This is a genomic window from Janthinobacterium aestuarii, assembly GCF_046113285.1.
GTDB lineage: Bacteria > Pseudomonadota > Gammaproteobacteria > Burkholderiales > Burkholderiaceae_D > Janthinobacterium.
Map to the genome: position 1 here is coordinate 3124674 of NZ_CP142524.1, position 24039 is coordinate 3148712.

The 24039-nt window shown below is 64.4% G+C and carries 24 protein-coding genes; 17 read left to right on the forward strand and 7 right to left on the reverse strand.

Going from position 1 to position 24039, the window contains the following annotated elements:
• The first annotated feature begins 63 nt into the window (after window positions 1-63).
• Window positions 64-2091: a c-type cytochrome gene (locus OX462_RS14105; RefSeq protein ID WP_409028749.1), complete on the forward strand. Its 2028-nt coding sequence runs from the start codon at window positions 64-66 to the stop codon at window positions 2089-2091.
• 81 nt (window positions 2092-2172) lie between these two features.
• Entirely contained in the window at window positions 2173-3453 is a 1281-nt protein-coding gene (locus OX462_RS14110; protein ID WP_409026321.1) for an NRAMP family divalent metal transporter, read from the forward strand.
• Between the two features lie 3 nt (window positions 3454-3456).
• Here OX462_RS14110 and OX462_RS14115 read toward each other — a convergent pair whose 3' ends face one another.
• Entirely contained in the window at window positions 3457-4251 is a 795-nt protein-coding gene (locus tag OX462_RS14115) for an SDR family NAD(P)-dependent oxidoreductase (RefSeq protein ID WP_409026322.1), read from the reverse strand.
• A 70-nt stretch (window positions 4252-4321) separates the two neighbouring features.
• Between OX462_RS14115 and OX462_RS14120 the strand changes: the two genes are divergently transcribed.
• The 7 genes from OX462_RS14120 to OX462_RS14150 all read left to right on the forward strand — a co-directional run bounded on the left by OX462_RS14120 (window position 4322) and on the right by OX462_RS14150 (window position 9304).
• Window positions 4322-4720: a MerR family transcriptional regulator gene (locus OX462_RS14120; RefSeq protein WP_121669420.1), complete on the forward strand. Its 399-nt coding sequence runs from the start codon at window positions 4322-4324 to the stop codon at window positions 4718-4720.
• Complete coding sequence (locus tag OX462_RS14125; protein WP_409026323.1) at window positions 4717-5367, forward strand: SMI1/KNR4 family protein; 651 nt, start codon at window positions 4717-4719, stop codon at window positions 5365-5367. Before OX462_RS14120 ends, OX462_RS14125 begins: the two co-directional genes overlap by 4 nt.
• Before the next feature lie 100 nt (window positions 5368-5467).
• A complete protein-coding gene (locus tag OX462_RS14130; protein ID WP_121669418.1) occupies window positions 5468-6019 on the forward strand; it encodes a DUF4142 domain-containing protein in 552 nt (183 codons plus the stop codon).
• A gap of 123 nt (window positions 6020-6142) precedes the next feature.
• On the forward strand, window positions 6143-6529 hold the full coding sequence (locus OX462_RS14135) for a hypothetical protein (RefSeq protein WP_070310750.1): 387 nt from the start codon (window positions 6143-6145) through the stop codon (window positions 6527-6529).
• 28 nt (window positions 6530-6557) lie between these two features.
• Window positions 6558-6974, forward strand: coding sequence for a hypothetical protein (locus OX462_RS14140; protein ID WP_409026324.1), 417 nt, complete (start codon window positions 6558-6560; stop codon window positions 6972-6974).
• A 239-nt stretch (window positions 6975-7213) separates the two neighbouring features.
• Window positions 7214-7681: a cache domain-containing protein gene (locus tag OX462_RS14145; protein ID WP_083287192.1), complete on the forward strand. Its 468-nt coding sequence runs from the start codon at window positions 7214-7216 to the stop codon at window positions 7679-7681.
• A gap of 90 nt (window positions 7682-7771) precedes the next feature.
• Complete coding sequence (locus OX462_RS14150; RefSeq protein WP_070218782.1) at window positions 7772-9304, forward strand: methyl-accepting chemotaxis protein; 1533 nt, start codon at window positions 7772-7774, stop codon at window positions 9302-9304.
• Here OX462_RS14150 and OX462_RS14155 read toward each other — a convergent pair.
• Together OX462_RS14155 and cadR are read right to left on the reverse strand one after the other, a co-directional pair.
• Complete coding sequence (locus OX462_RS14155) at window positions 9301-10344, reverse strand: hypothetical protein (RefSeq protein WP_409026325.1); 1044 nt, start codon at window positions 10342-10344, stop codon at window positions 9301-9303. The genes OX462_RS14150 and OX462_RS14155 overlap by 4 nt on opposite strands.
• 3 nt (window positions 10345-10347) lie before the next feature.
• Window positions 10348-10788 carry a Cd(II)/Pb(II)-responsive transcriptional regulator gene (gene cadR / locus OX462_RS14160; protein ID WP_070218780.1) on the reverse strand — a complete coding sequence of 147 codons (441 nt, stop codon included), beginning with the start codon at window positions 10786-10788 and terminating at the stop codon, window positions 10348-10350.
• Between the two features lie 100 nt (window positions 10789-10888).
• On the opposite strand from cadR, the gene OX462_RS14165 reads away from it, so the two are divergent.
• A complete protein-coding gene (locus OX462_RS14165) occupies window positions 10889-13168 on the forward strand; it encodes a heavy metal translocating P-type ATPase (RefSeq protein ID WP_409026326.1) in 2280 nt (759 codons plus the stop codon).
• Window positions 13169-13253: 85 nt separating this feature from the next.
• Window positions 13254-14696, forward strand: coding sequence for an alpha/beta fold hydrolase (locus OX462_RS14170; protein WP_409026327.1), 1443 nt, complete (start codon window positions 13254-13256; stop codon window positions 14694-14696).
• Between the two features lie 32 nt (window positions 14697-14728).
• On the opposite strand, the gene OX462_RS14175 is transcribed toward OX462_RS14170, so the two are convergent.
• Window positions 14729-15712, reverse strand: a complete 984-nt coding sequence (locus OX462_RS14175; RefSeq protein ID WP_070310754.1) for a formylglycine-generating enzyme family protein — start codon at window positions 15710-15712, stop codon at window positions 14729-14731.
• A 145-nt stretch (window positions 15713-15857) separates the two neighbouring features.
• Between OX462_RS14175 and OX462_RS14180 the strand changes: the two genes are divergently transcribed.
• From OX462_RS14180 to OX462_RS14190, 3 genes are all read left to right on the forward strand, one after another.
• A complete protein-coding gene (locus OX462_RS14180; protein ID WP_409026328.1) occupies window positions 15858-17009 on the forward strand; it encodes a sensor histidine kinase in 1152 nt (383 codons plus the stop codon).
• Window positions 17006-17758 (forward strand): LytR/AlgR family response regulator transcription factor, encoded by a 753-nt coding sequence (locus OX462_RS14185; protein ID WP_409026329.1) that lies wholly within the window; start codon window positions 17006-17008, stop codon window positions 17756-17758. Before OX462_RS14180 ends, OX462_RS14185 begins: the two co-directional genes overlap by 4 nt.
• A 109-nt stretch (window positions 17759-17867) precedes the next feature.
• Window positions 17868-18689 (forward strand): alpha/beta fold hydrolase, encoded by an 822-nt coding sequence (locus OX462_RS14190; protein WP_409026330.1) that lies wholly within the window; start codon window positions 17868-17870, stop codon window positions 18687-18689.
• Window positions 18690-18728: 39 nt separating this feature from the next.
• On the opposite strand, the gene OX462_RS14195 is transcribed toward OX462_RS14190, so the two are convergent.
• A complete protein-coding gene (locus tag OX462_RS14195; RefSeq protein WP_409028750.1) occupies window positions 18729-20219 on the reverse strand; it encodes an MFS transporter in 1491 nt (496 codons plus the stop codon).
• A 128-nt stretch (window positions 20220-20347) separates the two neighbouring features.
• A complete protein-coding gene (locus OX462_RS14200; protein WP_409026331.1) occupies window positions 20348-20932 on the reverse strand; it encodes a GNAT family N-acetyltransferase in 585 nt (194 codons plus the stop codon).
• 97 nt (window positions 20933-21029) lie between these two features.
• On the opposite strand from OX462_RS14200, the gene OX462_RS14205 reads away from it, so the two are divergent.
• The 3 genes from OX462_RS14205 to OX462_RS14215 all read left to right on the forward strand — a co-directional run bounded on the left by OX462_RS14205 (window position 21030) and on the right by OX462_RS14215 (window position 22705).
• On the forward strand, window positions 21030-21911 hold the full coding sequence (locus tag OX462_RS14205; protein WP_070310845.1) for a LysR family transcriptional regulator: 882 nt from the start codon (window positions 21030-21032) through the stop codon (window positions 21909-21911).
• 87 nt (window positions 21912-21998) lie between these two features.
• Window positions 21999-22250 carry a DUF6434 domain-containing protein gene (locus OX462_RS14210; RefSeq protein ID WP_409026332.1) on the forward strand — a complete coding sequence of 84 codons (252 nt, stop codon included), beginning with the start codon at window positions 21999-22001 and terminating at the stop codon, window positions 22248-22250.
• The gene (locus OX462_RS14215) at window positions 22247-22705 is read left to right on the forward strand and encodes a hypothetical protein (protein ID WP_409026333.1); all 459 of its coding nucleotides are present in this window, start codon (window positions 22247-22249) and stop codon (window positions 22703-22705) included. Before OX462_RS14210 ends, OX462_RS14215 begins: the two co-directional genes overlap by 4 nt.
• A 3-nt stretch (window positions 22706-22708) precedes the next feature.
• Here the strand turns inward: OX462_RS14215 and OX462_RS14220 are convergent, their stop codons facing one another.
• Window positions 22709-23764: an NAD(P)/FAD-dependent oxidoreductase gene (locus OX462_RS14220; RefSeq protein WP_409026334.1), complete on the reverse strand. Its 1056-nt coding sequence runs from the start codon at window positions 23762-23764 to the stop codon at window positions 22709-22711.
• Window positions 23765-24039 lie beyond the last annotated feature (275 nt).

Below are 24039 nucleotides of genomic sequence, written 5' to 3' on the forward strand. Positions count from 1 at the left end.
CTGCACCGCGGTTCGCGCCGCCCTCCCGCTTTTTCCTTTTCGATCACTGCCTGGCTGGCGGCAATGCTTCTGGGCATGCTGGGCTTCTGCGCCAACGCCAGGGCGGCACCCGCCGCCGCGCCCGCCAGGATGCCCGCAGCCTCGGCCGAGCTGATCAAACGCGGCGAATACGTCGCCCGCCTTGGCGACTGCGTGGCCTGCCACACGAGCCCGAACGGCGCCGCCATGGCCGGCGGCCTGGAACTGAAAACGCCGCTCGGCACCATCTACAGCACGAATATCACGCCGGACGCGAAGACGGGCCTGGGCACGTACACGTTTGCCCAGTTCGACCGCGCCATGCGCAAGGGCGTGGCGGCGGACGGCCACAATCTGTACCCGGCCATGCCCTACCCTTCCTACGCGAAGATCACGCCCGACGACATGCAGGCCCTGTACGCCTATCTGCAGCGCGGCGTGGCACCCGTGGCGCAGCAAAACCGCGAAACGGACATGAAATGGCCGTTCAGCATGCGCTGGGGCTTGTCGCTGTGGAACGCCGTCTTCCTCGACGACGCGCCATTCAAGCCCGACAGCGCCAAGTCGGCCCAGTGGAACCGGGGCAGCTACCTGGCCCAAGGGCTGGGCCATTGCGGCTCCTGCCACACGCCGCGCGGCGTGGCGTTCCAGGAAAAAACCATGGGCCAGGATGGCGGCAGCGGCAAGCATTACCTGTCCGGTTTTACCTTCGACGGCTGGCATGCGGTGAACCTGCGCAATCTGTGGACGCCGGGCGACATCGTGCAATTGCTGAAAACGGGCCGCAACAGCTTCGGCACGGCGGCCGGCAGCATGACGGAAGTCATCACGCACAGCACGCAGTACTTCACGGATGCCGACCTCGACGCGCTGGCGCACTACCTGCACGGCTTGCCCGCCAAGGACGGGGCGGCCGCGCCACCCAAAAAGACGGCAGCCCTCGCGGCGGCCAGCAACGATGCCCTGTACAACACGCGGGGCGGCCTCGGCTACCTGCAGTTCTGCGCCACCTGCCACCGCCGCGACGGCCGTGGCGTGGAAAACATCTTCCCGCCGCTGGCGCAGAACGACTCGGTGCAATCGAAAGACGCCACCTCCGTCATCCATATCGCGCTGACGGGCTGGCAGTCGGCCGTCACGCAGCACTCGCCCCGCTCGTTCGGCATGCCCGCGTATGACCGCCTGGCGGACACGGAACTGGCGGAAATCCTCACCTTTGTGCGCGGCAAGTGGGGCAACCAGGGCGCACCCGTGACCCCGGCGCAGATCGCCAAAGTGCGCAAGGAGCTCAAGCTCAAGGCGCCGGACGCGGGCGGCTTCGTCACGCCCCGCTTCGCCGCCCTGACGGCCGATCCGAACGCCAGTCAATTGATTCACGGCATGCAGCTGATGACGGAAACACGGGCCCGGCTGCCGCAAAACGTGGGCAACGACCTCAATTGCAGCAGCTGCCACCTGAATGGCGGCACCGTGGCCAACGGTTCGCCCTTCCTCGGCATTTCCGCCTTCTTCCCGTCGGAAGCACCGCGCGCCGGCAAGGTCATCAGCCTGGGAGAGCGCATCAACGGCTGCTTCCGCCGCTCCATGCACGGCAAGCCTCTGCCCGTGGACGGCCCCGACTTGCAGGCGATGGTCGCCTACATCGACTGGATGAAGGGCGCCACGCAGGCGGGCGACAAGGTGGCGGGACGCGGCGTGGCGAAGATCGACCGCGCTCTGCTGCCCGATCCCGTGCATGGCAAAAAAGTGTATGCCGAGCAATGCGCCGTCTGCCATGGCGCGAATGGCGAAGGCATCCGTGGCGCCAACGGCGTCGTCGCCTTCCCGCCGCTGTGGGGTGACCGTTCCTTCAACATTGGCGCCGGCATGGCCCGCACCTACACGGCGGCCGGCTTCGTCAAGGCCAATATGGTGATGGGCCACGGCCAGAAATTCCCGCTGGGACAAGGCAACCTGTCCGACCAGGACGCCGTCGACGTGGCCGAATATTTTACGCACATGCCCCGTCCGGACTTCCCCGACAAGGTCAAGGATTGGCCCAAGGGCGGCAAGCCGAAGGATGCGCGCTACTGACGCGTGAATTTTCCGGGCGGCGCCCTTCTGGACGCCGCCCGCCTGTGATACGCTGCTCGCTCCATCACGCAGGAGCGACGCATGCAGACCGACAGCGGCCGGGCCGACCCATCCGACACCTGGCTGGGCAAGCTGGGCCCCGGCCTGATTACGGGCGCGGCCGATGACGACCCCAGCGGCATCGCCACGTATTCGCAGGCGGGCGCCCAGTTCGGTTTCGGCATGCTGTGGACGGTGTGCCTGACGTTTCCCCTGATGCTGGGCATCCAGGTCATCAGCGCCAAGATCGGGCGGGTCAGCGGGCATGGGCTGGCAACGAACATCCGCCGCCACTATCCGAAATCCTTGCTGTACGCCATCGTCAGCTTGTTGCTGCTGGCCAATGTCATCAATATCGCCGCCGACGTGGCCGCCATGGGCGATGCCCTGACCCTGATCATCGGCGGCCCCACGCACCTGTACGCCGCCGGCTTCGGCCTGCTGTCGCTGCTGCTGCAAGTTTTTATTCCGTATCAACAGTACGTGCGCATCCTGAAATGGCTGACCCTGGGCTTGCTGGCCTATGTGGCCACCGTGCTGACCGTGCACATTCCCTGGGGTGAAGTGGCGCTGCGCACGGTCTGGCCCCGGTTCGCCTGGTCGGCCGCCTCGGTGACCATGATCGTGGCCGTGTTCGGCACCACGATCAGCCCCTATTTATTCTTTTGGCAAGCCTCGCAGGAAGTGGAAGACTTGCAGGCGGACGCTGGCGCGCAAGCCTTGCGCCGTGCGCCGGAACAGGCGCCACGGCAATTCCAGCGCATCAAGATGGACACGGCTATCGGCATGGGCTTTTCCAACCTGGTGGCCTTCTTCATCATGCTGACGACGGCCGTGACCCTGGGCGCGCAAGGCATCACGCACATCGATACGTCCGCCCAGGCCGCTTCCGCCCTGCGCCCCATCGCGGGCGACTTCGCCTTCGCGCTGTTCAGCCTGGGCATCATCGGCACGGGCTTGCTGGCCATTCCCGTGCTGGCCGGCTCGGCCGCCTACGCCATGGCCGGCGCCTTTCACTGGAAAAACAGCCTGGAACTGGCGCCCCGGGCCGCCAAGAAGTTTTACGCCATCATCGTCACGGCCACCGTGATCGGCGCCGCCCTGTGCTTTTCGCCACTCGACCCCATCAAGGCCCTGTACTGGAGCGCCGTCATCAACGGCGTCATTTCCGTGCCGATCATGGCCCTGATGATGGTGATGGCCTCGCGCCCCGCCATCATGGGCACATTGACCATTTCGCGCCGCCTGCGGGCGCTGGGCTGGCTGTCGACCATCGTCATGGCGACGGCCGTGCTGGCCATGTTCGCCACCATGATCTTTTGATGCCTAGGCCGCCTTCGGCTTGAGCATGCCTTCCACGATGCCCAGCACGGTCTGGCGCGGCAGCAAGCGCGGCAACCAGGCCAGCAGCCGGTTCGGGCGGCCCGCCACGTGGCTGCTGCGGCCCCGGTCCAGCGCGCGCAGCGCTTCGTCGACGACGGCTTGCGGCGCCATGCGCTTGCCCACGGCCGCTTCGGGCGCGGCCACGACATCGAAGAAAGCCGTGTCCGTGGCGCCCGGGCACAGGGCCAGCACGCGCACGCCGCGGCTGCGGTTTTCCGCCCACAGCGCTTCCGAGAGCGACAGCACGAAAGCCTTGCTGGCGCCGTAGACCGCCATGTAGGGATCGGGCTGCAGGGCCGCCGTGGACGCCACGTTGATGATGGCGCCCCGCTTTTGCGCCAGCATGTGCGGCAAGGCGCAGTGCGTCATTTCCATCAGGGCCGTGCAATTGACGGTCACTTCATCGACTTGCCGCGCCAGGGCGATGCTTTCGAAGCGGCCATGCGTGGCGAAACCCGCGTTATTGATCAGTACGTCGGGCGGCATGCCCAGCGCGCAAGCCTGCGCATGGGCTTGTGCGGCGGCGCCAGGCAGGCTCAGGTCGGCCACCAGCGCGTGGGCGCGGATGCCGTGGCGCTGGGACAGTTCCTTGGCCAGGCTGTCGAGCACGGCGCCGGAGCGGGCCAGCAGCAGCAAATGGGCGCCGCGCGCGGCCAGGGTTTCCGCAAAGACGCGGCCGATGCCTGACGAGGCGCCCGTGATCAGCACGGTCTGGTTGGTGTAGTTGATGGCGGTCATGGCAGCGGTGTGTAGTTGAAAGTGTTTCTACTGTAAACTGTAGACTTTAGTCCACGGTCAAGGGGAATCGATGCGTATCGGAGAAATCACCCGCCTGACGGGCGTCAGCAAGGATACGGTGCGCTTTTACGAGCGCCAGGGGCTGCTGGACGAAGCGCCGCAGCCGGGCCTGACGAATAACTACAAGGAATATTCGGCGCAAGCCTTGCGCCGCATCGAGCTGATCGGCCACGCCAAGGCGCTGGGCTTTACCTTGAAGGAAATCGCCGAGGTCATTGCCGTATGGCAGGAAAATGCGCTCGATGCGCAAACCAAGCGGGCCATGCTGGAAACGAAAATCGCGCAGATCGACGACAAGGCCCGCTCGATGGCCGTGCTGCGGGCCGGACTCGTCGATGCGCTGGCCAAGGTGGAGACGGGCTGCAAGGATAGCGTGGCGGCCGCAGGAAACTACAAGGATAATCAATGACTTATTACACGCAATACCGCCACCTGGCGCTCGAGGGCGCCAAGCCCGCCCCCACGGCGCAGCAGCTCGCCGCCATCGAAGCCCTGCTGGAAGCGCCGTTGCCGCCCGCCTTCCTGGCGTTCTTGCAAGTGGCCAACGGCGCCTGGTTTGATTACACCTGCGATGTGCCGGACGGCAATGGCGGCGTGGAAAAAATGGGCTTCAATACCTTTTTCAGCGCCGACGAAGGCGATTTCTGCGACGAAACCTTGGTCGGCGAAATCCGCGCGGCGCGCAAGCATACGGACATGCCGGTGCGCATCCTGCCGTTCGCCCGCGATGGCGGCAATTCCATGGTTTATCTGGATCTGACGGAGGAAGGCGGCGGCCGCGTGCTGGCGTATGTGCAGGAGTTGCCGGAGTGGACGGGCAAGCGCGCCCATGGCCTGATGGAACTGGCGCCTTCATTCGACGCGTGGCTGGATAGCATGTATATCGACCGCGACACGGTGCTTGACGAACTCGAACACAGCGTCTCGGAACCGTCGCACCTGGACGCGATGGCGGAATGGCTCGATATCGGCATGCCCGCGTGGCGCCGCGATGCCGGTATTGCCGCCTTATTTGCCCTGAAGCAAGTCGAACTGTGCGCTAACGAACAGGACTAATCCTACGGGCATGATCGCGACTGTCCTATGGGTGTGCGCAGGCTGCTGGCTTAACATTGTCATCAGCTTGTAGAAAAAACCACACTCGAAAGGATTTCCCATGCCTATCCCGACCACCAGCTCCCGTGCCCCGTCCTTCAAAAGCGTGGCCATCGGCGCCGCCGTTGCCTTATTGAGCGGCATCGCCATCAACAGCATCGCCGCCGCGGCGCCGGGCGCGTACGACAAGCAATTCCTCAGCAAGGCCGCCGACGCTGGCAGCACGGAAATTGCCGCCAGCAAAGTCGCGCAAAGCAAGAGCAGCAATGCGGAAGTGAAGAAATTCGCCGATGCCATGGTCACCGATCACACGAAAGTGGCGGATGAGCTGAAACAGCTGGCCAGCAGCAAGCAGATCGAGATCAGCGACCAGCCCGGCAAGAAGCACCGGGCGCAGATCGACAAGCTGAGCCGCCTGGAAGGCGCGCAGTTTGACAAGGAATATGCGGCCACCATCGGCGTGGCGGCGCACAAGGAGGCGGTGAAACTGTTCACGGATGCCAGCCAGAAGGCGAGCGATCCCGACATCAAGGCCTTTGCCGCGAAGACCTTGCCAGCGTTGCAACATCATCTGGACATGGCCAATACCCTGCACACGGCGGTGGGCAAATAGCCAAGTCAATAGCCAAGTTACCGGCAATTAGCGGGGATATGCTTGCTGTACGTGCCGTACGGCAAGCATATCTGCTATTGACATACAATGCGGCAACTTCGTTTTTGGCCATGCCATGACCTCATGCAGCTACTCAAGAAAACCGGCCTGATCGCCGCCGCCTTCCTGCTCATCCTCGTGCTGGCAGGCTGGCTCTTCATCAAAGTGAGCGCGGCGCGCAATGCCAGCGTATATGCCCAGGAATGGAACGATCAGCGCACGTGCGTGATCAATACCTACGTACCCCACTACGGCAACGGCGTGCCGCAGAACATCGTGCGCGCCCTCAGCACTTCCACCTTCTTCCGCGTCTACCACAAGGATGGCACCTTGCTGGAAAGCACGGAATGGGTGCTGGACATGCATGAAGACGGTATCCTCGACCATGCGCGCTGGGGCCAGAACCAGACCCGCGCCATCTACCCGACGGACATGGGCGACGAAAGCTGGACCTTGCCCGAATGCGCGTGATCATTTAGCAATCAAACGAAAGAGTCCCATGCTGCGCGGCCCCTGGAGCGATGCTCCCTACATTCCTACACTCCACCATTTTCTCGGCCCCTTCGACGTGTATGACCGCGAAGAAACCTTGGGCGTGGAACTGGACCTATGGGACATGAACGACCCGCTCCAGCGCGCTGCCCTGATACGGCGCGACATCACGTCGCAATACAAGGAACTCAGCTATCGCCACCGCCATGCGCTGGTGGCCGTGCTGGCGCAGGCGCTGCAAGACCCCGGCTATGATTTCCAGGCCATCCTCGAACATGACCCGGAAAGCACGAATGCCCTGCCTGCCTTGTGGGATGAGATGGCCGATCCGCGCGCCTTCTTTGCCGATATCTACCGCCTGGTGCAGCAAGATTGGCACGACGACCTGGCGCGCGCGGCGGCGGAAGACCCGGCCAGCTGGTAACGCGGCGCCCGCACCACACTATCGATACGCTAGTCTGCGCTCTCACTTTCCCTCTGTGGATGCGATTGCGGCCGTGTGCACGCAACGTTGCAAAAACGCCCCATTCAAAAAAAATCTGTTGCACCAGCGCATGTCTGCTGGCATCGCGCTACTATGAAACGTCGGCACTTCGATAGGCGCCGCCTCACCGCACCGGTTCCCCGCCGGCTTTCCCCTGCCGCAATGTGAAGGAGATTCTCATGCCCAAGTTCGCCCCTGCCATTTGCCTGTCGGTCATGCTTGCCGCCGGCATGCTGCCCTGTATCGCCAGCGCTGCCGAAGGCGGCGCCACGCGCGCCGACGCGGAAGCCATGGTCAAGAAAGGCGTGTCCTACATCAAGAGCGCCGGCGACGCCAAGGCGTATGGCGACATCACGGCCAAGTCGCCGCAATTCATCCTGCACGACCTGTACCTGGTCGTCTATAAACTCGACGGGACGGTGGTTGCGCATGGCGCCAATCCGAAAATGGTCGGCAAGAACTTGATCGAGCTGAAGGATATTGATGGCAAGGCTTTTGTGAAGGAACGAGTCGACCTGGCCAAGAGCAAGGGCACGTTCTGGCAGGAATACAAATTCACGAATCCGGAAACCAAGAAGATCGAGCCGAAGGTAATGTATTGCGAGAAACTCGCCGAGACCGTCGTCTGCGGCGGCATCTACCTGTAGCCGCCGCCGCGCCGCCAGCGCCGGGATGGCACACCGATCTCTCAACGAATTTCTCAACGATATGGGCCTCATGTGAAAATCGCACAGAAGATGTTGATCGTCCCGGTGGTCGCGCTGGCTTGCCTGCTGGCCATGGGGGCCTTGTCCTATTTCGCCATGCAGCAAAACGAAAGCCGCATGCGCGACTTGAAAGACGTGACCTTGACGGCCGAGCGGCTTGCCAACCAGCAAGCCATTGCCCTGGGTCAGGTACACGCCGACGTGTATGCGAAGATCGCCATCGCCGCCAGCCTGTCGGACGAACAGTTCAAGCAGTTCGGCGCGCAAACGGATCGCCAGCTCAATGCCATCGCGCAAGGCTTGAAGGAACTCAAGCAATTCTCGGGCGCCGCCACGGAAGCGGGCCAGGCGCTGCCCGGTGTCGAGCGCTACCGTGCCAGCGTGGCGCAGGCGCTGGACCTGGCCTCGATGGACCCGAATACGGGCGTGGCGGCGATGCAAAATGCCGCCGGGCACTACCAGCAAGTGAGCGGGCAACTGCGCCAGGTGCTGCTCAACCTCGACCACCGCACGGTCGACGCGCTGCAAGAGACAAAAAATGCGGGCCAGCGCGCCGGCTGGCTGTCGCTGGGCACCATGGCTGTCGGCTTTGCCCTGCTGGCCCTGATTGCCACCTGGGTGGCGCGCTCCGTCGTGCGCCCCATCGACGAGGCGTGCCGCGCCGCTGAAAGCCTGGCGGCCGGCGACCTGACCACGCACATCGACGCCCGGAGCGACGATGAGGTGGGCAAGCTGTCGCGGGCGCTGGCTACCGTCTTGAAAAACTGGAACACTTTATTGGGCGAGATACGCCAGGCAGGCTCCACCATCACGGTGGAAGCGAGCGAAATCGCCCTCGGCAATGCGGACTTGTCGGCCCGTACGGAGTCGCAAGCGCATTCCTTGCAGGAAACAGCCTCGTCCATGCATGCGCTGACCGATACCGTGAAGGAAAACGCCAGCCATGCGCACCAGGCCAACCAGATGGTGCTGTCGACCTCGAACGTGGCGCTGGAAGGCGGCCGCGTCGTGGGCCAGGTGGTTGAGACGATGGGCTCGATCAAGGCCAGTTCCGGGCGCATCGTCGACATCATCGCCGTCATCGACGGCATTGCCTTCCAGACCAATATCCTCGCCTTGAACGCGGCCGTGGAAGCGGCGCGCGCGGGCGAACAGGGGCGCGGCTTCGCCGTCGTCGCCACGGAAGTGCGGGGCCTGGCGCAGCGCTCGGCCACGGCGGCGCGCGAAATCAAGCAGCTGATCGAGGATTCCGTTGCCAGAATAGAAACGGGCAGCGAGCTGGCCGACAGCGCGGGGCGCACCATGGGCGATATCGTCGCCTCCGTTCAGCAGGTGACGGAGATCATGAACGACATCACGGCGGCCAGCCAGCGCCAGAGCAAGGGCATCGAGGAAGTCAACAATGCCATCACGGAAATGGACGAATTGACCCAGCGCAATGCTGCCCTGGTCGAGCAATCGGCCGCCGCCGCGCAAAGCATGCAGGACCAGGCGCATGATCTATTGCGCGTGGTCGACGCCTTCCGCCTGGGCGACGGCGGCCCGCCGCTGCTGCCGCGTTAGCGCGGCGACCGCATGGCCGCTGCCGCGCAGTCGAGCATCCGCTTGCCTGCCGCCGCCAGTGCCGGATCGTCCTCGTCCTGCAGCAGCGTCCCGACGACGCTCTGATCGGCAACGCTGCCCTGCATGGCGGCCAGGCGTGCCACGCGGTCTTGCGTGGCACCATCGCCAAGGGTACGGGCGCTGAAAAAGCTGTACAGGCCGGCGATTTCGCGTTGCTGCAGCCATTCCATCAATTGCACCAGGCGCGCCTGCTCCACATAGCTCAGTTCGCTCACCTTGCGCTCCGCCAGCGCCTCATACACTTCCAGGCGCGCCATCCAGTTGCCCTGCGCGGCAGCCGCAAGCAGCTGGTCCCAGGCGGCACCGGCGTGCGGCACGGGCCGCGGCTGCAGCTGATAGGCCAGCACAGCTTGCTGCTGCGGCAACGCGCCGTAGGCCGTGGGCGCCTTGCAGACAAACTGGCGCGCATCGGGGCCGCCTTGCCGCAAGCCGCTGGCGATATGCCGCTCGATCTTGTCGCCGATGGCCAGCAGGCGTCTGGCGTGTTCCTGTACGGACCACTGCGGCGGCAATTTGCCCAGCCAGGCCAGCGCATCGTCGTTGGCCCGCACCGCCAGCTCGTAGGCTACCGCCTTGGCCTGTTGATCTTTCTCTCTGGCCAGTTTTTCCGCATCGTGCTGGATATCGTATTGGCTGGCGCTTTGCTTGAGTTTCAGGCATGACTGGAAGGCGGCAGGCGCTTCTTGCCAGCAGCGAGCCGGCACCGTGAACGTCCAGCGCATGCTGACCGTTTCCAGGACATACGTCTCTTCGCCCTCTTCTGCCTTGAGATAGGCTCGGCCGTCCGCCTTGGTCACGCCCTTTGTCAGTTGCTTGCCGCCCACCGTGCTCCAGGTGTACGGATCATCGTCTTGCGGCACGCCGGGGGCGGCGTACAGGGTCAGGTAGTGGCCGGCGGCGGCGGGAACATCTGCCGCATGGCTCAGCGGCGACAGCAGGGACAAGGTGAATAAAGTTCTTGCAGGTAACAGTTTCAACATGAATCAATGGGATTGTGGGAGTTCGGTATGGCAGGCGCAGTCGTGGCCGCTGGCGGCCTCGGACAGGTTTTGCAGAATCGCGCAGTCTTGCGACGGCTGCGGCTGGTCGCACTGGTGGCGCAAGGTCACCAGCTGCTGCTGCAGGGTTTGCAAATTTGCCATCTGCTCGGCGATGCGCAGGATATGGTGGTCGAGCAATTCGTTGACGCTCTGGCAGCCTTCGGCCGGATTGTTCTTAAATTCCAGCAAGGCGCGGATATCGGTCAAGCCGATCTGCAAGGAGCGGCAATGGCGGATGAATTGCAGCCGTTCCTGGTGTTCTTCGCGGTATTCGCGGTAGCCGGCGCTGTTGCGCCCCGGTTCCTGCAGCAAGCCCGCCTTTTCATAGTAACGCACGGTTTCCACGTCACAATCTGTCCGTTTGGCCAGTTCTCCGATACGCATGGCATCCCCTTTTTCATTCTTTCGTGCAAATTCCGCTTGACCCTGTAGCGGCTACAGGGTTTCTAATGGAAGCATACACGAAACCGGAAGGACGAATGCGATGCCGCACGATAGCCACGATCATACCCACGAGCACAAGCACGACCATGAGCATCAGCATGCACCCAAGGCGGCCAGTTGCTGTTCCAGCCAGCATGCGTGCTCGTCCACGCCTGCGGCCCCGTCTGGTCCAGCGCTGCCCAGCGCGGCCATCGCGGGCGCGAGCACGGCCAAATACCGCATCGCCAACATGGATTGCCCCACGGAAGAACGCTTGATCCGCAACAAGCTGGCGAATATGGCGGGCGTCGTGGGCCTCGATTTCAACCTGATGAACCGCGTGCTCGACGTGCACCACACCCTGCCCTCGCTGGCCACGGTGGAAGCGGCCCTGCACGGCATCGGCATGCAGGCCATTCCCATGGAAGCGGACGCGGCCGTCGCGCGCGACCCGGACGAAGGCAGCCTGTCCGGCCTGCAAAAAGGATTGCTGGTCGTTTCCGGTCTGGCTGCTGCCGGCGCCGAAGCGCTGGCGTGGACCACGCATGAAGACAGTTCGCCCCTCGTCATCGCCCTGGCCCTGCTGTCGATCGCCACGGGCGGCTGGCCGACCCTGAAAAAGGGCTGGATTGCCCTGAAAACCTTCACCCTGAACATCAACTTCCTGATGAGCCTGGCGGTTTTCGGCGCCATCGCCATCGGCCAGTGGCCGGAAGCGGCCATGGTCATCTTCCTGTTCGCCATCGCCGAGCTGATCGAGGGATTGTCCCTGAACCGCGCGCGCAACGCCGTGCACAGTCTGATGCAGCTGGCGCCCGACTCGGCGACCGTCGCCGACGCCAGCGGCGCCTGGCAGCAAGTATCCGTCGCCACCGTGGCCATCGGCGCGACCATGCGCGTGAAACCGGGCGAGCGCATCGCCCTCGATGGCGTCGTGGCCAGCGGCGAATCGTCCGTCAACCAGGCGCCGATCACCGGTGAAAGCATGCCGGTGGACAAGGCCGTGGGCGACGTCGTGTATGCGGGCACCATCAATGAACGGGGTTTGCTCGACGTCACCGTGACGGCCAACAGCGGCAACAGCACCCTGGCCAAGATCGTCAAGGTGATCGAGGAAACCCAGGGCAAGCAGGCGCCCACGCAGCGCTTTGTCGACAATTTCGCCCGCTACTACACGCCTGCCGTGGTCGTCTTCGCCATCCTCGTGGCCGTGCTGCCGCCCTTGCTGCTGGGCCAGCCCTTCATGGCCTGGGTCTACAAGGCCTTGGTGATGCTGGTGATCGCCTGCCCTTGCGCGCTCGTCATTTCCACGCCCGTCACCGTGGTCAGCGGCCTGACAGCGGCCGCGCGGCGCGGCATTCTGGTGAAAGGCGGACAATTCCTGGAAACGGGTTATCGGATCAAGGCCATCGCCGTCGACAAGACGGGCACCTTGACCATGGGCAAGCCGGCCGTCACGGATGTGGTGGCCCTGGAGGGCAGCGACCGCGACACCATCCTGCTGCTGGCCGCCAGCCTGGACGCCAACTCGGCCCACCCGCTGGCCGCCGCCATCGTCAAGGCGGGTCCGCCCGCCGGCAGCCACTTGCCCGTCACCCAGTTTGCCGCCCTGCATGGACGCGGCGTGCAAGGCAATATCGATGGCCAGACCTATTATCTGGGCAACGCACGCCTGATGACGGAATTGAAAGTCTTGACGCCGGCACTGCAAGCCATCCTGGCACGGCTGGAACAGCAAGCCTACACGGCCATGGTGCTGGCCACCTCAAGCGGTGCGCTGGGTGTGATCGCCGTGGCCGACGTGCTGCGTCCGACGGCCGCGTCCGCCATTGCCCGCCTGAATGCGCTGGGCGTGACGACCGTCATGCTGACGGGAGACAATCTGCTGACGGCGCAGCGCATCGCGTTTGACGTCGGCGTGAGCCTGGTCAAGGCGGAATTGCTGCCTGAAAACAAGCTCGATGAAATCAAGGCCTTGCAGCAGCAGTTTGGCGTGGTGGCCATGCTGGGCGACGGCGTCAACGACGCCCCGGCCCTGGCGCAGGCCGACATCGGCTTTGCCATGGGCGCGGCCGGCAGCGACACGGCCATCGAAACGGCGGACGTGGCCCTGATGGACGATGAACTGGGCAAGTTGCCTGAATTCATCAGCCTGAGCCAGCGCACGCGCAGCATCCTCGTGCAAAACATCAGCTTTGCCATCGGCATCAAGGCCGTGTTCTTCGGCCTGGCCCTGGCCGGCATGGCGACCCTGTGGATGGCCGTGTTCGCCGACGTGGGCGCCAGCCTGCTGGTGGTGGCCAATGGCTTGCGCCTGTTGCGCAATAAGAAGCAAACATAGTCCCGTGTAGAAATATTTCCATCTGGACAATTGGTGTAAAAAACGCTACTTTGGCGGCTGATCTTCACCTTCGCCAAAGTAGCCGATGACCTTGCTGCCCCGTTTGACCCTGCTGGCCACGCTGCTGGCAGACACCTCCCTGCACGCCGAACCGATGTTCTTCACGCCTTGCTCCGATACGGCCGTGTCCGGCAGCCTGTGCTCGGGCTTGAACGTGCCCGGCAGCTACGATGCCCAGGGCCGCGCCGTCGGCGACGCGGATGCCATGCACGTCTTCGTGCGCAAGTTTGCCGCCGATGTGCCTGCCGGCAAGCCCGCCAAGGGCACGCTGTGGCTGGTGGCGGGCGGCCCCGGCGAATCGGGCGCTGCGTTCTACAGCCTGCTGCCCACCCTGCGCCGCAGCTTTCCCGGTTTCGAATTCCTGATCCCCGACCACCGCGGCACGGGCCACTCGTCGCGCCTGTGCAAGGTGGAGGAATCGGAACAAAGTCCCGGCGGCCGCGCGCTGGCCGGCGCCGAATGGGCCAGCTGCTTCAAGGGCATCAACTTGACGCCGGAATACGCGGGCCAGTTTTCCATCACGACGGCCGCGCTTGACTTGAAAGCCTTGATCGAGGGCGAACGGAGCAAGCACAAGCAGCCGCCCGCGTATGTATACAGTGTGTCGTACGGCACGCAGCTGGTCTTGCGCACCTTGCAGCTGGGGCCGCTGCCAGTCAAAGGCGTGATTTTCGACTCCTTGGTGCCACCGCAAACGGATGCGCGTTGGGACTTGAGCCAGCGTTCGCAGGTGGTCAACCAGGTCGGCCTGCAGGTGCTGGCCCGTTGCGATGCGGATGCGGCTTGCCATGCGGCATTGGGCGAGCCGGCCGAAGCCTTGTACCGCCGCGTGCTGGACAAGGCGCAAGCCGATCTCGCCCTGCTGGCGAAGATTCCCGGCAAGAACCTGAAAAACTTCCTGGGCGGCATGCTCGACGTGCCGGCCGCCCGCGCCCGCATCCCCTACCTGCTGCACGACCTGGACCGGGGCGGCGAGACGGAACTGGCTGCCGTGCGTGCCACATTGGCGGACGCGGCGGCCAGCCTGGGCAGCTATCCCCAGTCGCCGCTGTCGATTCCGCTGGTCAGCATCATCAGCAATTCGGAAAACAATCTGCAGCCTTCCTTGCGCCCCGACTGGACAGCCGCCGACCTCGAGCGCGAAGAGGCGGACTTGCTGTTGACCAGTCCCCTGCCCCGCATCCTGCTGGGCGGCGGCTTGCCCACCTACCCCCGCGACGCCTATTTCGGCGCCCTGCCGGCAAAAGTGCCGCCCACCCTCGTGCTGCAGGGAACCCTGGACCCGAAAACGCCGTACGCTGGCGCGCAGGCGCAAGTGCAGGCTTTGACGCAGCGCAAGGCGGGCAAGGTGGCCCTGTCCACCGTGCAGAATGCCCCGCATTTCATCCTGTGGACGGCACCGGCCTGTTTCGAGCAAGCCACTACCCGCTTTATTGCCGGCAAGCAGGCACAGGATTGCACGCTGTAGTTCCCACGGCCGTTGCTGCGCTGAGCAAGCCATCAGTCTCGTGCTTGTCGCGCCGCTGCCAGCGCCGCGACAAAAGTGGCGTCGCCATCGACGCACTGGCTGGCCGTGCAGCTATCCAGGTCTTCGGCGATGCGGAAGCCTTCGCCCAGGCTGCTGGCATTGCCGCGTCCGCCATGTCCGCGCGCGGCGCTGCGCAGCACCTGGCGCGAGGACGAATAGCTGCCGCCGCGTGTCATAAAATAGTCGCCTTCCACCTCGCAGCCGCTGCGCCAGGCCGATCCATCGGCGGGCGCACCCCGGTAGTCGGGATGCTGGCAATCGGCCACCCATTCCGCCACGTTGCCCATCATGTCGTGCAAGCCGTAGCCGTTGGGCGCATAGCTGCCCACGACAGCCGTGTACTCGGCGCCATCGTCGCAATCAGTGACGAGCATGTCGAGGCCGTGATCGCGCCAGGCCGCGGCCTTGAAACGCCGGTCTTTCATGTTGGCGTAGCTACACAATTGTTCAGGAACATCGCCGGACGCGTATTTCGTGCTGGTGCCGGCGCGCGCCGCGTATTCCCATTCCGCCTCGCTGGGCAGGCGGAATGGGCGGCCCGTTTCCCGCGCCAGCCATTGCACATAGGCCGTCGCATCGTTCCAGCTCACGCACATGACGGGGTGGTAGTCCGTTGGCGCATGCGCGGGGGCGTCCCAGCCCGACTCCTTGAGCGCGATGCCGTCAGTGCGGTCGAAATCCCAGCATTCGCCAGCCGCCCGATAGCCGGTGGCGGCAACAAATTGCCGGAACTGCGCCACCGTCGTCTCGTATTTTGCCAGTCGGAATGCGGCCACGCGCACTTCGTGGGGCGGCCCCTCGGCCGGATTATGGCTGCCATCGCCGATACGCGGCTCCGTGCTGCCCATGGTAAACACACCGGCGGGAATGCCGGCCATGGGAGGGAGGATGGCCGCGGCGGCTGCCTGGGCGCTGCAAAAGATGGCGCAGGCAAGGGAAATAATGCTGTGCTTCATGTGGCTCCTGGTAATCGGTGGGTGAGAACACAGATTGACAGCCGGGCCAGCGGATGGCCGGGCGCATGCGACGAATCGACAATGGGGCCGACGAACGGCAAGCCATGTTCTGGTCAACAAGACAAGCGGCCGCTACACTACGCCCATGACCAGACAAACGACCCTGCTGCAGGGCTGGCGCTCCCTATGGGAACTGCGCCCCCGGCACGAAGTGCCCACCCTCACCCGCCTGCTGCTCATCTCCCTGATCGGCATCGCCCTGGCACTGGGCCTGATGGCCGTCGTCGCCATCTTCGGCCGGGTCGACCGGCCGCACTGGTGGTGGGCCTCGCTGCTGCCGAATATCGGCATCTGCCTGTGCATCGTGCATACCCTGTTCGGCGTGCTGCGCCTGGCCGGGCGCTGGCTGCCGACGCCGCTCGTCGAGCGCATGTCGCATGTGCGCGACATCCGCGCCGGCATGGGCCTGGGCGCGCTGTCCCTGGCCGCCATCATCCTCGGCATGAGCATCGGCTTCACCATCGTCCCGATACTGGTGGGTTTCAAGCTGTGGGGCATGTTCGTCTCCCTGCCTGCCGCGCTGACCAAGTTTGCCGTCTTCATCCTGTTTGTCATGGGCGCCAACTGGGCCTGGTGGCGCTCGCGCCTGCGCCAGCAGCAGCTGCAAAGCGAGGTGACGGAGGCGCGCCTGCGCCTGCTGCAGGGGCAGATCGAGCCGCACCTGCTGTTCAACACCCTGGCCAACATCCAGAGCCTGATGGACTACGATCCGCCGCGCGCGAAACGCATGCTGGAAACGTTTTCCGGCTACCTGCGCGCCAGCCTGTCGCAGCTGCGCCAGGGCGACAGCACGCTGGAAGCGGAACTCGACATGGCCAGCCAGTATTTGTGCCTGCTGCAGATCCGCATGGACGAGCGCCTGCGTTTCCGCATCGACGCCAGCGCGCAAGCGCGCCTGGCCAGCATGCCCACGCTGATGCTGCAGCCGCTGGTGGAAAATGCCATCGTGCACGGACTGGCGCCCATGTTGGACGGCGGCAGCGTCGTCGTGCATGCCGAGGTGCGCGCGGGCCGTCTTGAAATCCGCGTGCTTGACGACGGCATGGGCTTGACGGCCCCAGGCAAGCCACCGCGTCCGGGCAGCGGCATGGCGCTGGCCAATCTGCGCTCGCGCCTGCAGGCCCAGTTCGGCGCGCAGGCCAGCCTGCTCCTGTGCGGGCGCGAGCATGGCACCGAAGCCGTGCTGGAGCTGCCGTACCAGCGCGCCGCCAGCGCATGCCCAGTGGAGGCCGCATGACGCGCGCCCTGATCGCGGACGATGAACCGCACCTGGCGCTCTACCTGCGCGACCAGCTGCTGGCCCTGTGGCCGGACTTGCAGATCATTCATATGGCGCGCAATGGCGTCGAGGCCGCCGCCTGCATCGCCGAGCTGGAACCCGATATCGCCTTTCTCGATATCCAGATGCCGGGGCTGTCCGGCCTTGAGGTGGCGCAAGGCATCGAAGGCCCTACCCGCGTGGTGTTCGTCACCGCCTTCGACGAGTTTGCCCTGCAAGCCTTCGAGCAGGCGGCGCTCGATTACGTATTGAAACCCGTTACCACCGAAAGGCTGGCCCGTACCGTGGCGCGCTTGCGGTCGGTGGCGCCCTTGCCGCCCGCCAGTGCGGCCATGGCACTGGCGCTGCAGCAACTGACGGCCGCGCCCGGACCTGCCCGCCCCCGGCTGCGCTACATCCTCGCGTCCAGGGGCGAGCGCACGCACCACCTCGACGTGGCCAAGGTGCGCTTTTTCCATGCCGACGACAAGTACACGGTCGTCGCCAGCGTGGATGGCGAATTCCTGATCCGCACGCCCATCATGGACCTGGCCGCCCAGCTTGATCCGGAACAGTTCTGGCAAGTGCACCGCTCTACCCTGATCAATCTGGCCTGGCTGGACGGCACGCGCCGCGACGACGCCAGCCGTTTATTCGTGCGCATGCGCGGCCACGCGGGCGAGCTGCCCGTGAGCCGCGCCTTCGTCCACCTGTTCCGGGCCATGTAGCGCGTCCTGCCCGCTTGCCTTCCGTCGCCCTGGCTGTCGATTCGTCGCAAGGCCCGTGCGGCGGGCGTCGCCGTTGGCCATGCTGGCATTTTTATTGCCGGAGACGCCCATGTTCAAGCTATTGCCGATATGTTTACTGTGTGCCGCCACCGCCCAGCCCGCCCTTGCCACCCTGCCCGCCCCCGTCATCGACAAGGTCGACGGGCGCCTGGTGGAATCGCTGATCCTGCGCCATCCCACCTCGCGGGACGTGGTGGTGTTCGAGAATGGTTCGCGCGCAACGCTGGACAAATGGGGCGTGGTGCCCGAGCGGCTGGCATTGGACACCTCCGTGTTCGCGTATCACCGGCCCGGCTATGGCAACAGCGAAGCGGCCGCCGCGCCGCGCGACGGCCGCACCATCGTCGAGGAGCTGCGCGCCGTGCTGCGCTTCAAGGGCTTGCATCCGCCCTATGTGCTGGTCGGCCATTCGCTGGGCGGCCTGTACCTGCAGCTGTTTGCCCGCACTTACCCTGAGGAAGTCAAGGCCCTGGTGCTGGTCGATGCGCTGTATCCGCGCATGGTGAAGCCGGTACAGGATTTCCCATTGCTGACGCGCATCGTGGGCCAGTTGGCCTTTTCACGCGCCATCTGGCGCGAAATCGAACAGATCGATGCGACGGGCAAGATGGTGTTGAGCCTGCCTGACATCGACAAGCCCGTGGTACGCCTGGAAAACCGGCCCGTCTCCAGCACGGCGATCGCCGTCGACTTTGGCGCGTTCAGGATGGATAAAACCACCCGCGACGGCGTCAACGCGCTGTACCCGCAGGCGGTCAGGATGGTGGCCGATTCCAGCCACCAGATGGCATTGACGACGCCCGACATCGTCGAGGCAGCGATCCGGCAGGTGTTGCCCGGCCCCGGCGGGAAGACGGTCGCCGGGCAATGAGGCCGGCTGGTGCCGGTCTTTGCGGTCAGTTGCTTGCGATCAGGCCGGCATGCAGGCCGCGCGGCGTGCCCGCAGATGCAGGTGGCGGATGGTGGCGGCGGCCGCCATCAGGATGGCGGAAGCCGTTGCCAGCACGACAATAAATGCCTTGTCGAAGGCCGAACGGGCCAGTTCCGATACTTGCAGGCCCAGTTCGGCCGGCAATTGCTCGGCGGCCAGCAGCGCCGCGTCGAGCGTGTCGTGGGCGTTCGGCAGCAGGCCCGCGCTTTCCGGGATCACCAGGGTGGCGCTGTAGACGGCCGACATGATGGTGCCCAGCACCGTCACGCCGATCACGGCGCCCAGCTCGTACGACACTTCCTCGATCGAGGCGGCCATGCCGGCTTGTTGGGGAGCCACGTTGAGCATCACGGCGCTCGATGCGGCCGTCATGACGGCGCCCAGGCCAAGGCCCAGGATAACCAGGCTGGCCACTTGCGCCGAGACGGCGGCGTCATGCAGCACCAGATACGATGCCATGCCTATACCGGACAGCAACAGCGAACCCCACAAGACCTTGGCCTTGTCGGCGCGCGGCAGCATGAAACCCGTCAACGGACCGGCAAACACGGATGCCAGCGGCAGCGGCAACAGCAGCAGACCCGCTTCCAGCGGCGACAGCTCACGCACCAACTGCATGTGCTGGCTCAGCGCCAGTTCCATGCCGATCAGGGCGGCGGACGCCACCATGGCGGCGGCCACGGCGCTGGAAAACGGCAGTTCGCGGAACAGGGCGAAGTCGATCAGCGGCCGGGCTTGGCGCTTCTGGCGACGGACGAATTTGAGCATGAAGAAGGCGCCCACGGCGAAAGCAAAGGCGGCCAGCGCATACGACGGCTGCGACTTGCCCAGCTCCTTGATCGCATACACGCCACCAAGCAAACCCATCATGACTTGCAGCGAGCCCTTCAAGTCCCATGGCTTGTCGCGGTTACCGGCCCGTTTCGGCAGGATGACAGTGGCCAATACCAGGGTCAGCAGCACGATGGGCACGTTGATCAGGAAGACGGAACCCCACCAGTAATGTTCCAACAGGAAACCACCGAGCACGGGGCCGAACGCGGCGCCGCCGGAGGCAATCGCCGCCCACACGCCGATGGCGAACGAACGCTCGCGGTTGTCCGTAAAGGTCAGGCGGATGATGGACAAGGTGGCCGGCATCATCAGGGCGGCGCCGATGGCCAGCAGCACGCGGGCAAAGATCAGCCATTCTGCAGCCGGCGAAAACGCGGCGCACAGCGAGGCGATGCCGAACACGGCCAGGCCGGCGAGGAAAACGGGTTTGTGGCTCAAGCGGTCACCGAGGGTGCCGAGGCCGGGCAACAGACCGGAGACGACCAGCGCGTAGACGTTGATGATCCACAGTTTTTGCGAGGAAGTGGCCTGCAAGTCGCGCGTCAGCGCGGGCAAGGCGGTGTAGAGCACGGTCATGTCGACCACGATCAGGAACAGGGCGCTGGAGACGATGGCCAGCGTCAGCCATTTTTTCATTGGATGCATAAACAACTCATGGGTTTTAGTGTAACTTTTAACAACTGTCGGTTTGGATAAATCTGGTGCTGCGCAAATACTTACGTTCCAGGCTGCCACGGGCCTGGCCTTGTCGGGGGCGGCGGGCGTCAGCCACGGTCGCCATCCTTGTCATCCACGGCGGCACTCGCTGTAGTTGCGTCGAGTTCGCGCAGCATGACGACGGAAACGTGCTTGAAGCCGCGGCCCTGGAAGAATTGTTGTGCCGTCAGGTTGTGCGCGCCGCATTCAAGGAACAAGCGGGCGATGCCGTGGCTGCGCAGCTCGTCGGCCACCCACTCCACCAGCAAGCTGCCGATGCCGCTGCCGCGCACGGAAGGCAGCAAGACCAGGTCATCCAGCGCGGCGAACGATTTCGAGGCGCGCTGGCGCGTGTCTATCGATACGAGTGCCATGCCGACGATATCGTCGCCGGACGTGGCGACGGCCAGCAGGGTCGAATCGCCATGTGCCCAGTCGTGCGACAGGGCGGCGCGGATTTCGCCGCGTATGACTTCAGGCAAGTCCGCGCGCCAGTTGCCGGGGGCATCGGCGCGTTCGCCCTGCAGCTCCGAATGGGAGATATAGTCGGCGCTGACGTTGTCAAGATAGAGCTTGCACAGCGCATCTTCGGCGCTGACGTCGTGACACCAGCTGAAGCGGATGGCGGGGGTATGGGCTTGGGCGTTTTTCATGGCGGATCTCGTGTTATTGAATTAGTAAAAGCATTTTATGTCGCCCCTGAATGGCATTCAAGTTAAAATCCATCTGTAAAACAGATAGGTGGATGCCATGCAATGGACTTTGGAACAAATGCGCTACTTTGAAGCGGCTGTCGCGGCCGGTTCTTTTTCGGGCGCGGCGCGCCGGCTGGGCCGCGCGCAATCGGTGGTCAGCACCTCGATCGGGCTGCTGGAAGCGGAATTCGGCGTGGAACTGTTCGACCGTTCGCGCCGCAGCGCCGTGCTGACGGAAGCGGGCAAGGTGATGCACCTGGAAGCGTGCGAACTGCTGCGCCAGGCCGAGCGCTTGCAGCTGCGCGCCCAACTGCTGAGCGAGGCGCCCGAAGCGCAGCTGACCCTGGCCCTGGACGAAGCCCTGCCCTACCTGGCCATCGGCACCCTGGTCAAGGAACTGGCGGCGCGCTACCCGGCGCTGGAACTGGTCATGCTCAACGCCACGGCGTCGGAGGTGGCGCAATACGTGGAGCAGCAGCAAGCCGACGTGGCTTTTCATTTTGACCGTGGCCCGATCTCGCCCGTGCTGGAACAGCAGCACATCGGCAGCGTGGCGCAAGGCGTGTTCGTGGCCAAGGGCCACCCGATGGCGCACGGACAGGAAGTGAGCCGCAACGAGCTGACCCGCTACCGCCAGCTGATCATGGATTCCGAGCTCAACCGCGAACAGGCCTTCAGCCCCGCCGTCTGGTTTTCCGACAGTTTTTACAGCATCGCGGAAATGGTCGCGGACGAGCTGGGCTGGGCGATTTTGCCCCTGAACATCGCCAATTACGACAATTACAAAGGGTATTTGCAGGAAGTGCCGTGCCCTGCCCTGGCTTTATCCAGGCTGCCCGTGCGGCGGCTGGCTATCCATGGCAAGAAGCTGAGCGAGACGAGTTTGTGGCTGACGACCAGGCTGGCGGAGTTGTTGGCGGATGGGCCTAGGGGGTGAGACAGTTGGACGGTCGCTGAACTGTTGCCCATGATCTAGAATGGCACGCTCTGGCCATTCAAGGTAATACAGCAAAGGAAATACAGCATGGAATTCGATTGGCACGGCGGCATTATTTCCCGCCACACTGTCGTTGATGTGCACTACAGGAATACGCAGAACGTCAGGCGCTTCTTGCTTGCCCAATGCGGACCGCAATTTACGTTCCAGCGCGATTTCATGGCCTGGATACGCGACGGCGCCGCGAAAACCATGGGCGATGTTGCCGATGAGTGGCTACGCCTCCACCGCATTGCCCGCCAGCCGCTTGCACGCACGAAAATGGAAAGATTGACATGACGCTATCAACGGTGCTCAGCCACTGGCTCACCATGGCCAAAGACGATGCCGTGGAGATTGATCCCGACGACATCAACCACGAAGCCAGAACCAATATGTGGAGCTTTTCGCCCACGGACGAGGAAACGCCGCAGATTCATGCAGCCGATATCGTCGCCTTCATCGGTGAGGTGATCGCGGCCCGCAGCAGCGCGCTCGCTGGCGAGGACATGCTGTTCTATTGCTGGCACGACGCGCAATGCCGCCAGCTGCGCTTCAGCCTGGTGTCGCGCTCGCATGGACGGCTGCCGTTTCGCTGCGCGCTGCGCGAAACGCAGGATTTATCTCTGATCGCCGAGCGCGTGGTGAACGGGGACTGGCGCAACGAGCACTATATGCAGGCCCCGTCGAAGGACGGCGATGCGCAGGAGCCGGAGCCATTCATCCTGCCCGTGTTCGTGGCGCGGGTGCCTTAAGAATCAGCATGCCAGAAAGCGCGCGGGCCGGCACGCCTCCAGAGCTGGCGCCGGCTGGCCATCGACGATTTCCCCGCTGGCCAGGTGGCCCACGATGGCCGCCAGCACCACGCCCGGATGCATGGCGCACACGTACACGCCGCTCACTTGCGGCAAGTAGCCGATGACGGGTACGCCGTCTGCGGGCATGGGGCGCAGGCCGACGCAGGCGAATGCCGGCACGATGGCTTCGGCGCCCGCCAGTTCTGCCCTAATCGCGCTGGCCGTGCGCTGCGCCATGGCGGCCGGCTGGTTTTCCGGCGCGTCGTCCAGATAATCTTCCGCTGCCAGCATGGTCCCGTCCTCGGCTTGCCGCACTTCCATTGCATGGCTGGAAATGATGCCGCGCACGAGGCCCGGCGGCGCCTGGTAGCGCAGGAAGATGGCGGGCGAGGCGTGGATCTGCAGGCTGGCGCCCAGCTTTTCCGCCAGCGAAGCAGTGCTTGTGCCCGCCGCCAGCACGACCATATCGGCCTCGATGAGGCCCGCGGCCGTTTCCACGCCCGTCACCTGCGCGTCCTGAACGGTAAAACCCAGCACGGGCGTATGCGTGCGGACGGTCGCACCGAGCGCCTCGGCCGCTGCCAGCAAGGCGTGGGTTGCGGCAACGGCGTCGAGCGCGCCCTGCTCCGGTTCGTAGATAGCCTGTTCCGGCGGCTGCCGCAGCTGCGGTTCAAGCCGGGCGATGCGCGAGCGATCAATCAAGATGGATTCGGGCGACACACGCCCATCCTGCGTGCCATACGACAAGGCGCCGTGCCAGCGCATCGTCAAGCCCGGCACCTGCGATTCCAGCTGGCGCCAGGCCGCGATGGCGCCGCCGCGCAGGGCCGCGATGGGATCAATCCCCGCGCAGGAGGTGTTAATCCACGCAAACGAGGTGCCCGTCACGCCGGACGCGATGGCGCCCGCCTCGACCACGGTGACTTGTGCGCCCTTGCTGGCCAAGTGGTAGGCGAGCGACGCGCCGACGATGCCGGCGCCGATGACGACGACGCGTTCTGGAGCACTTTGATTCATAGTTGACAACTTTGCTTATTTATCACAAGAGCGAGTCTACCACGGGCGCCGCAACTCCAGCGCATAGGCATGGCCATCGACAACCTTGCCTACCACGATGGCGATATCTAGAACCCGGCAAGGCGCCGCGCAGCCGTGCGCGAACCCACCAGCGACGCCACCAGCAGCGAAGCAGCCATGGCGGAGCATTGCAATAAGTCGATGAATTCGGACATGGTGCCTCCTGTTTTCGATGAGCGTAGCAACATTCGCGCTTGATCAGCGCGCGCCTTGCA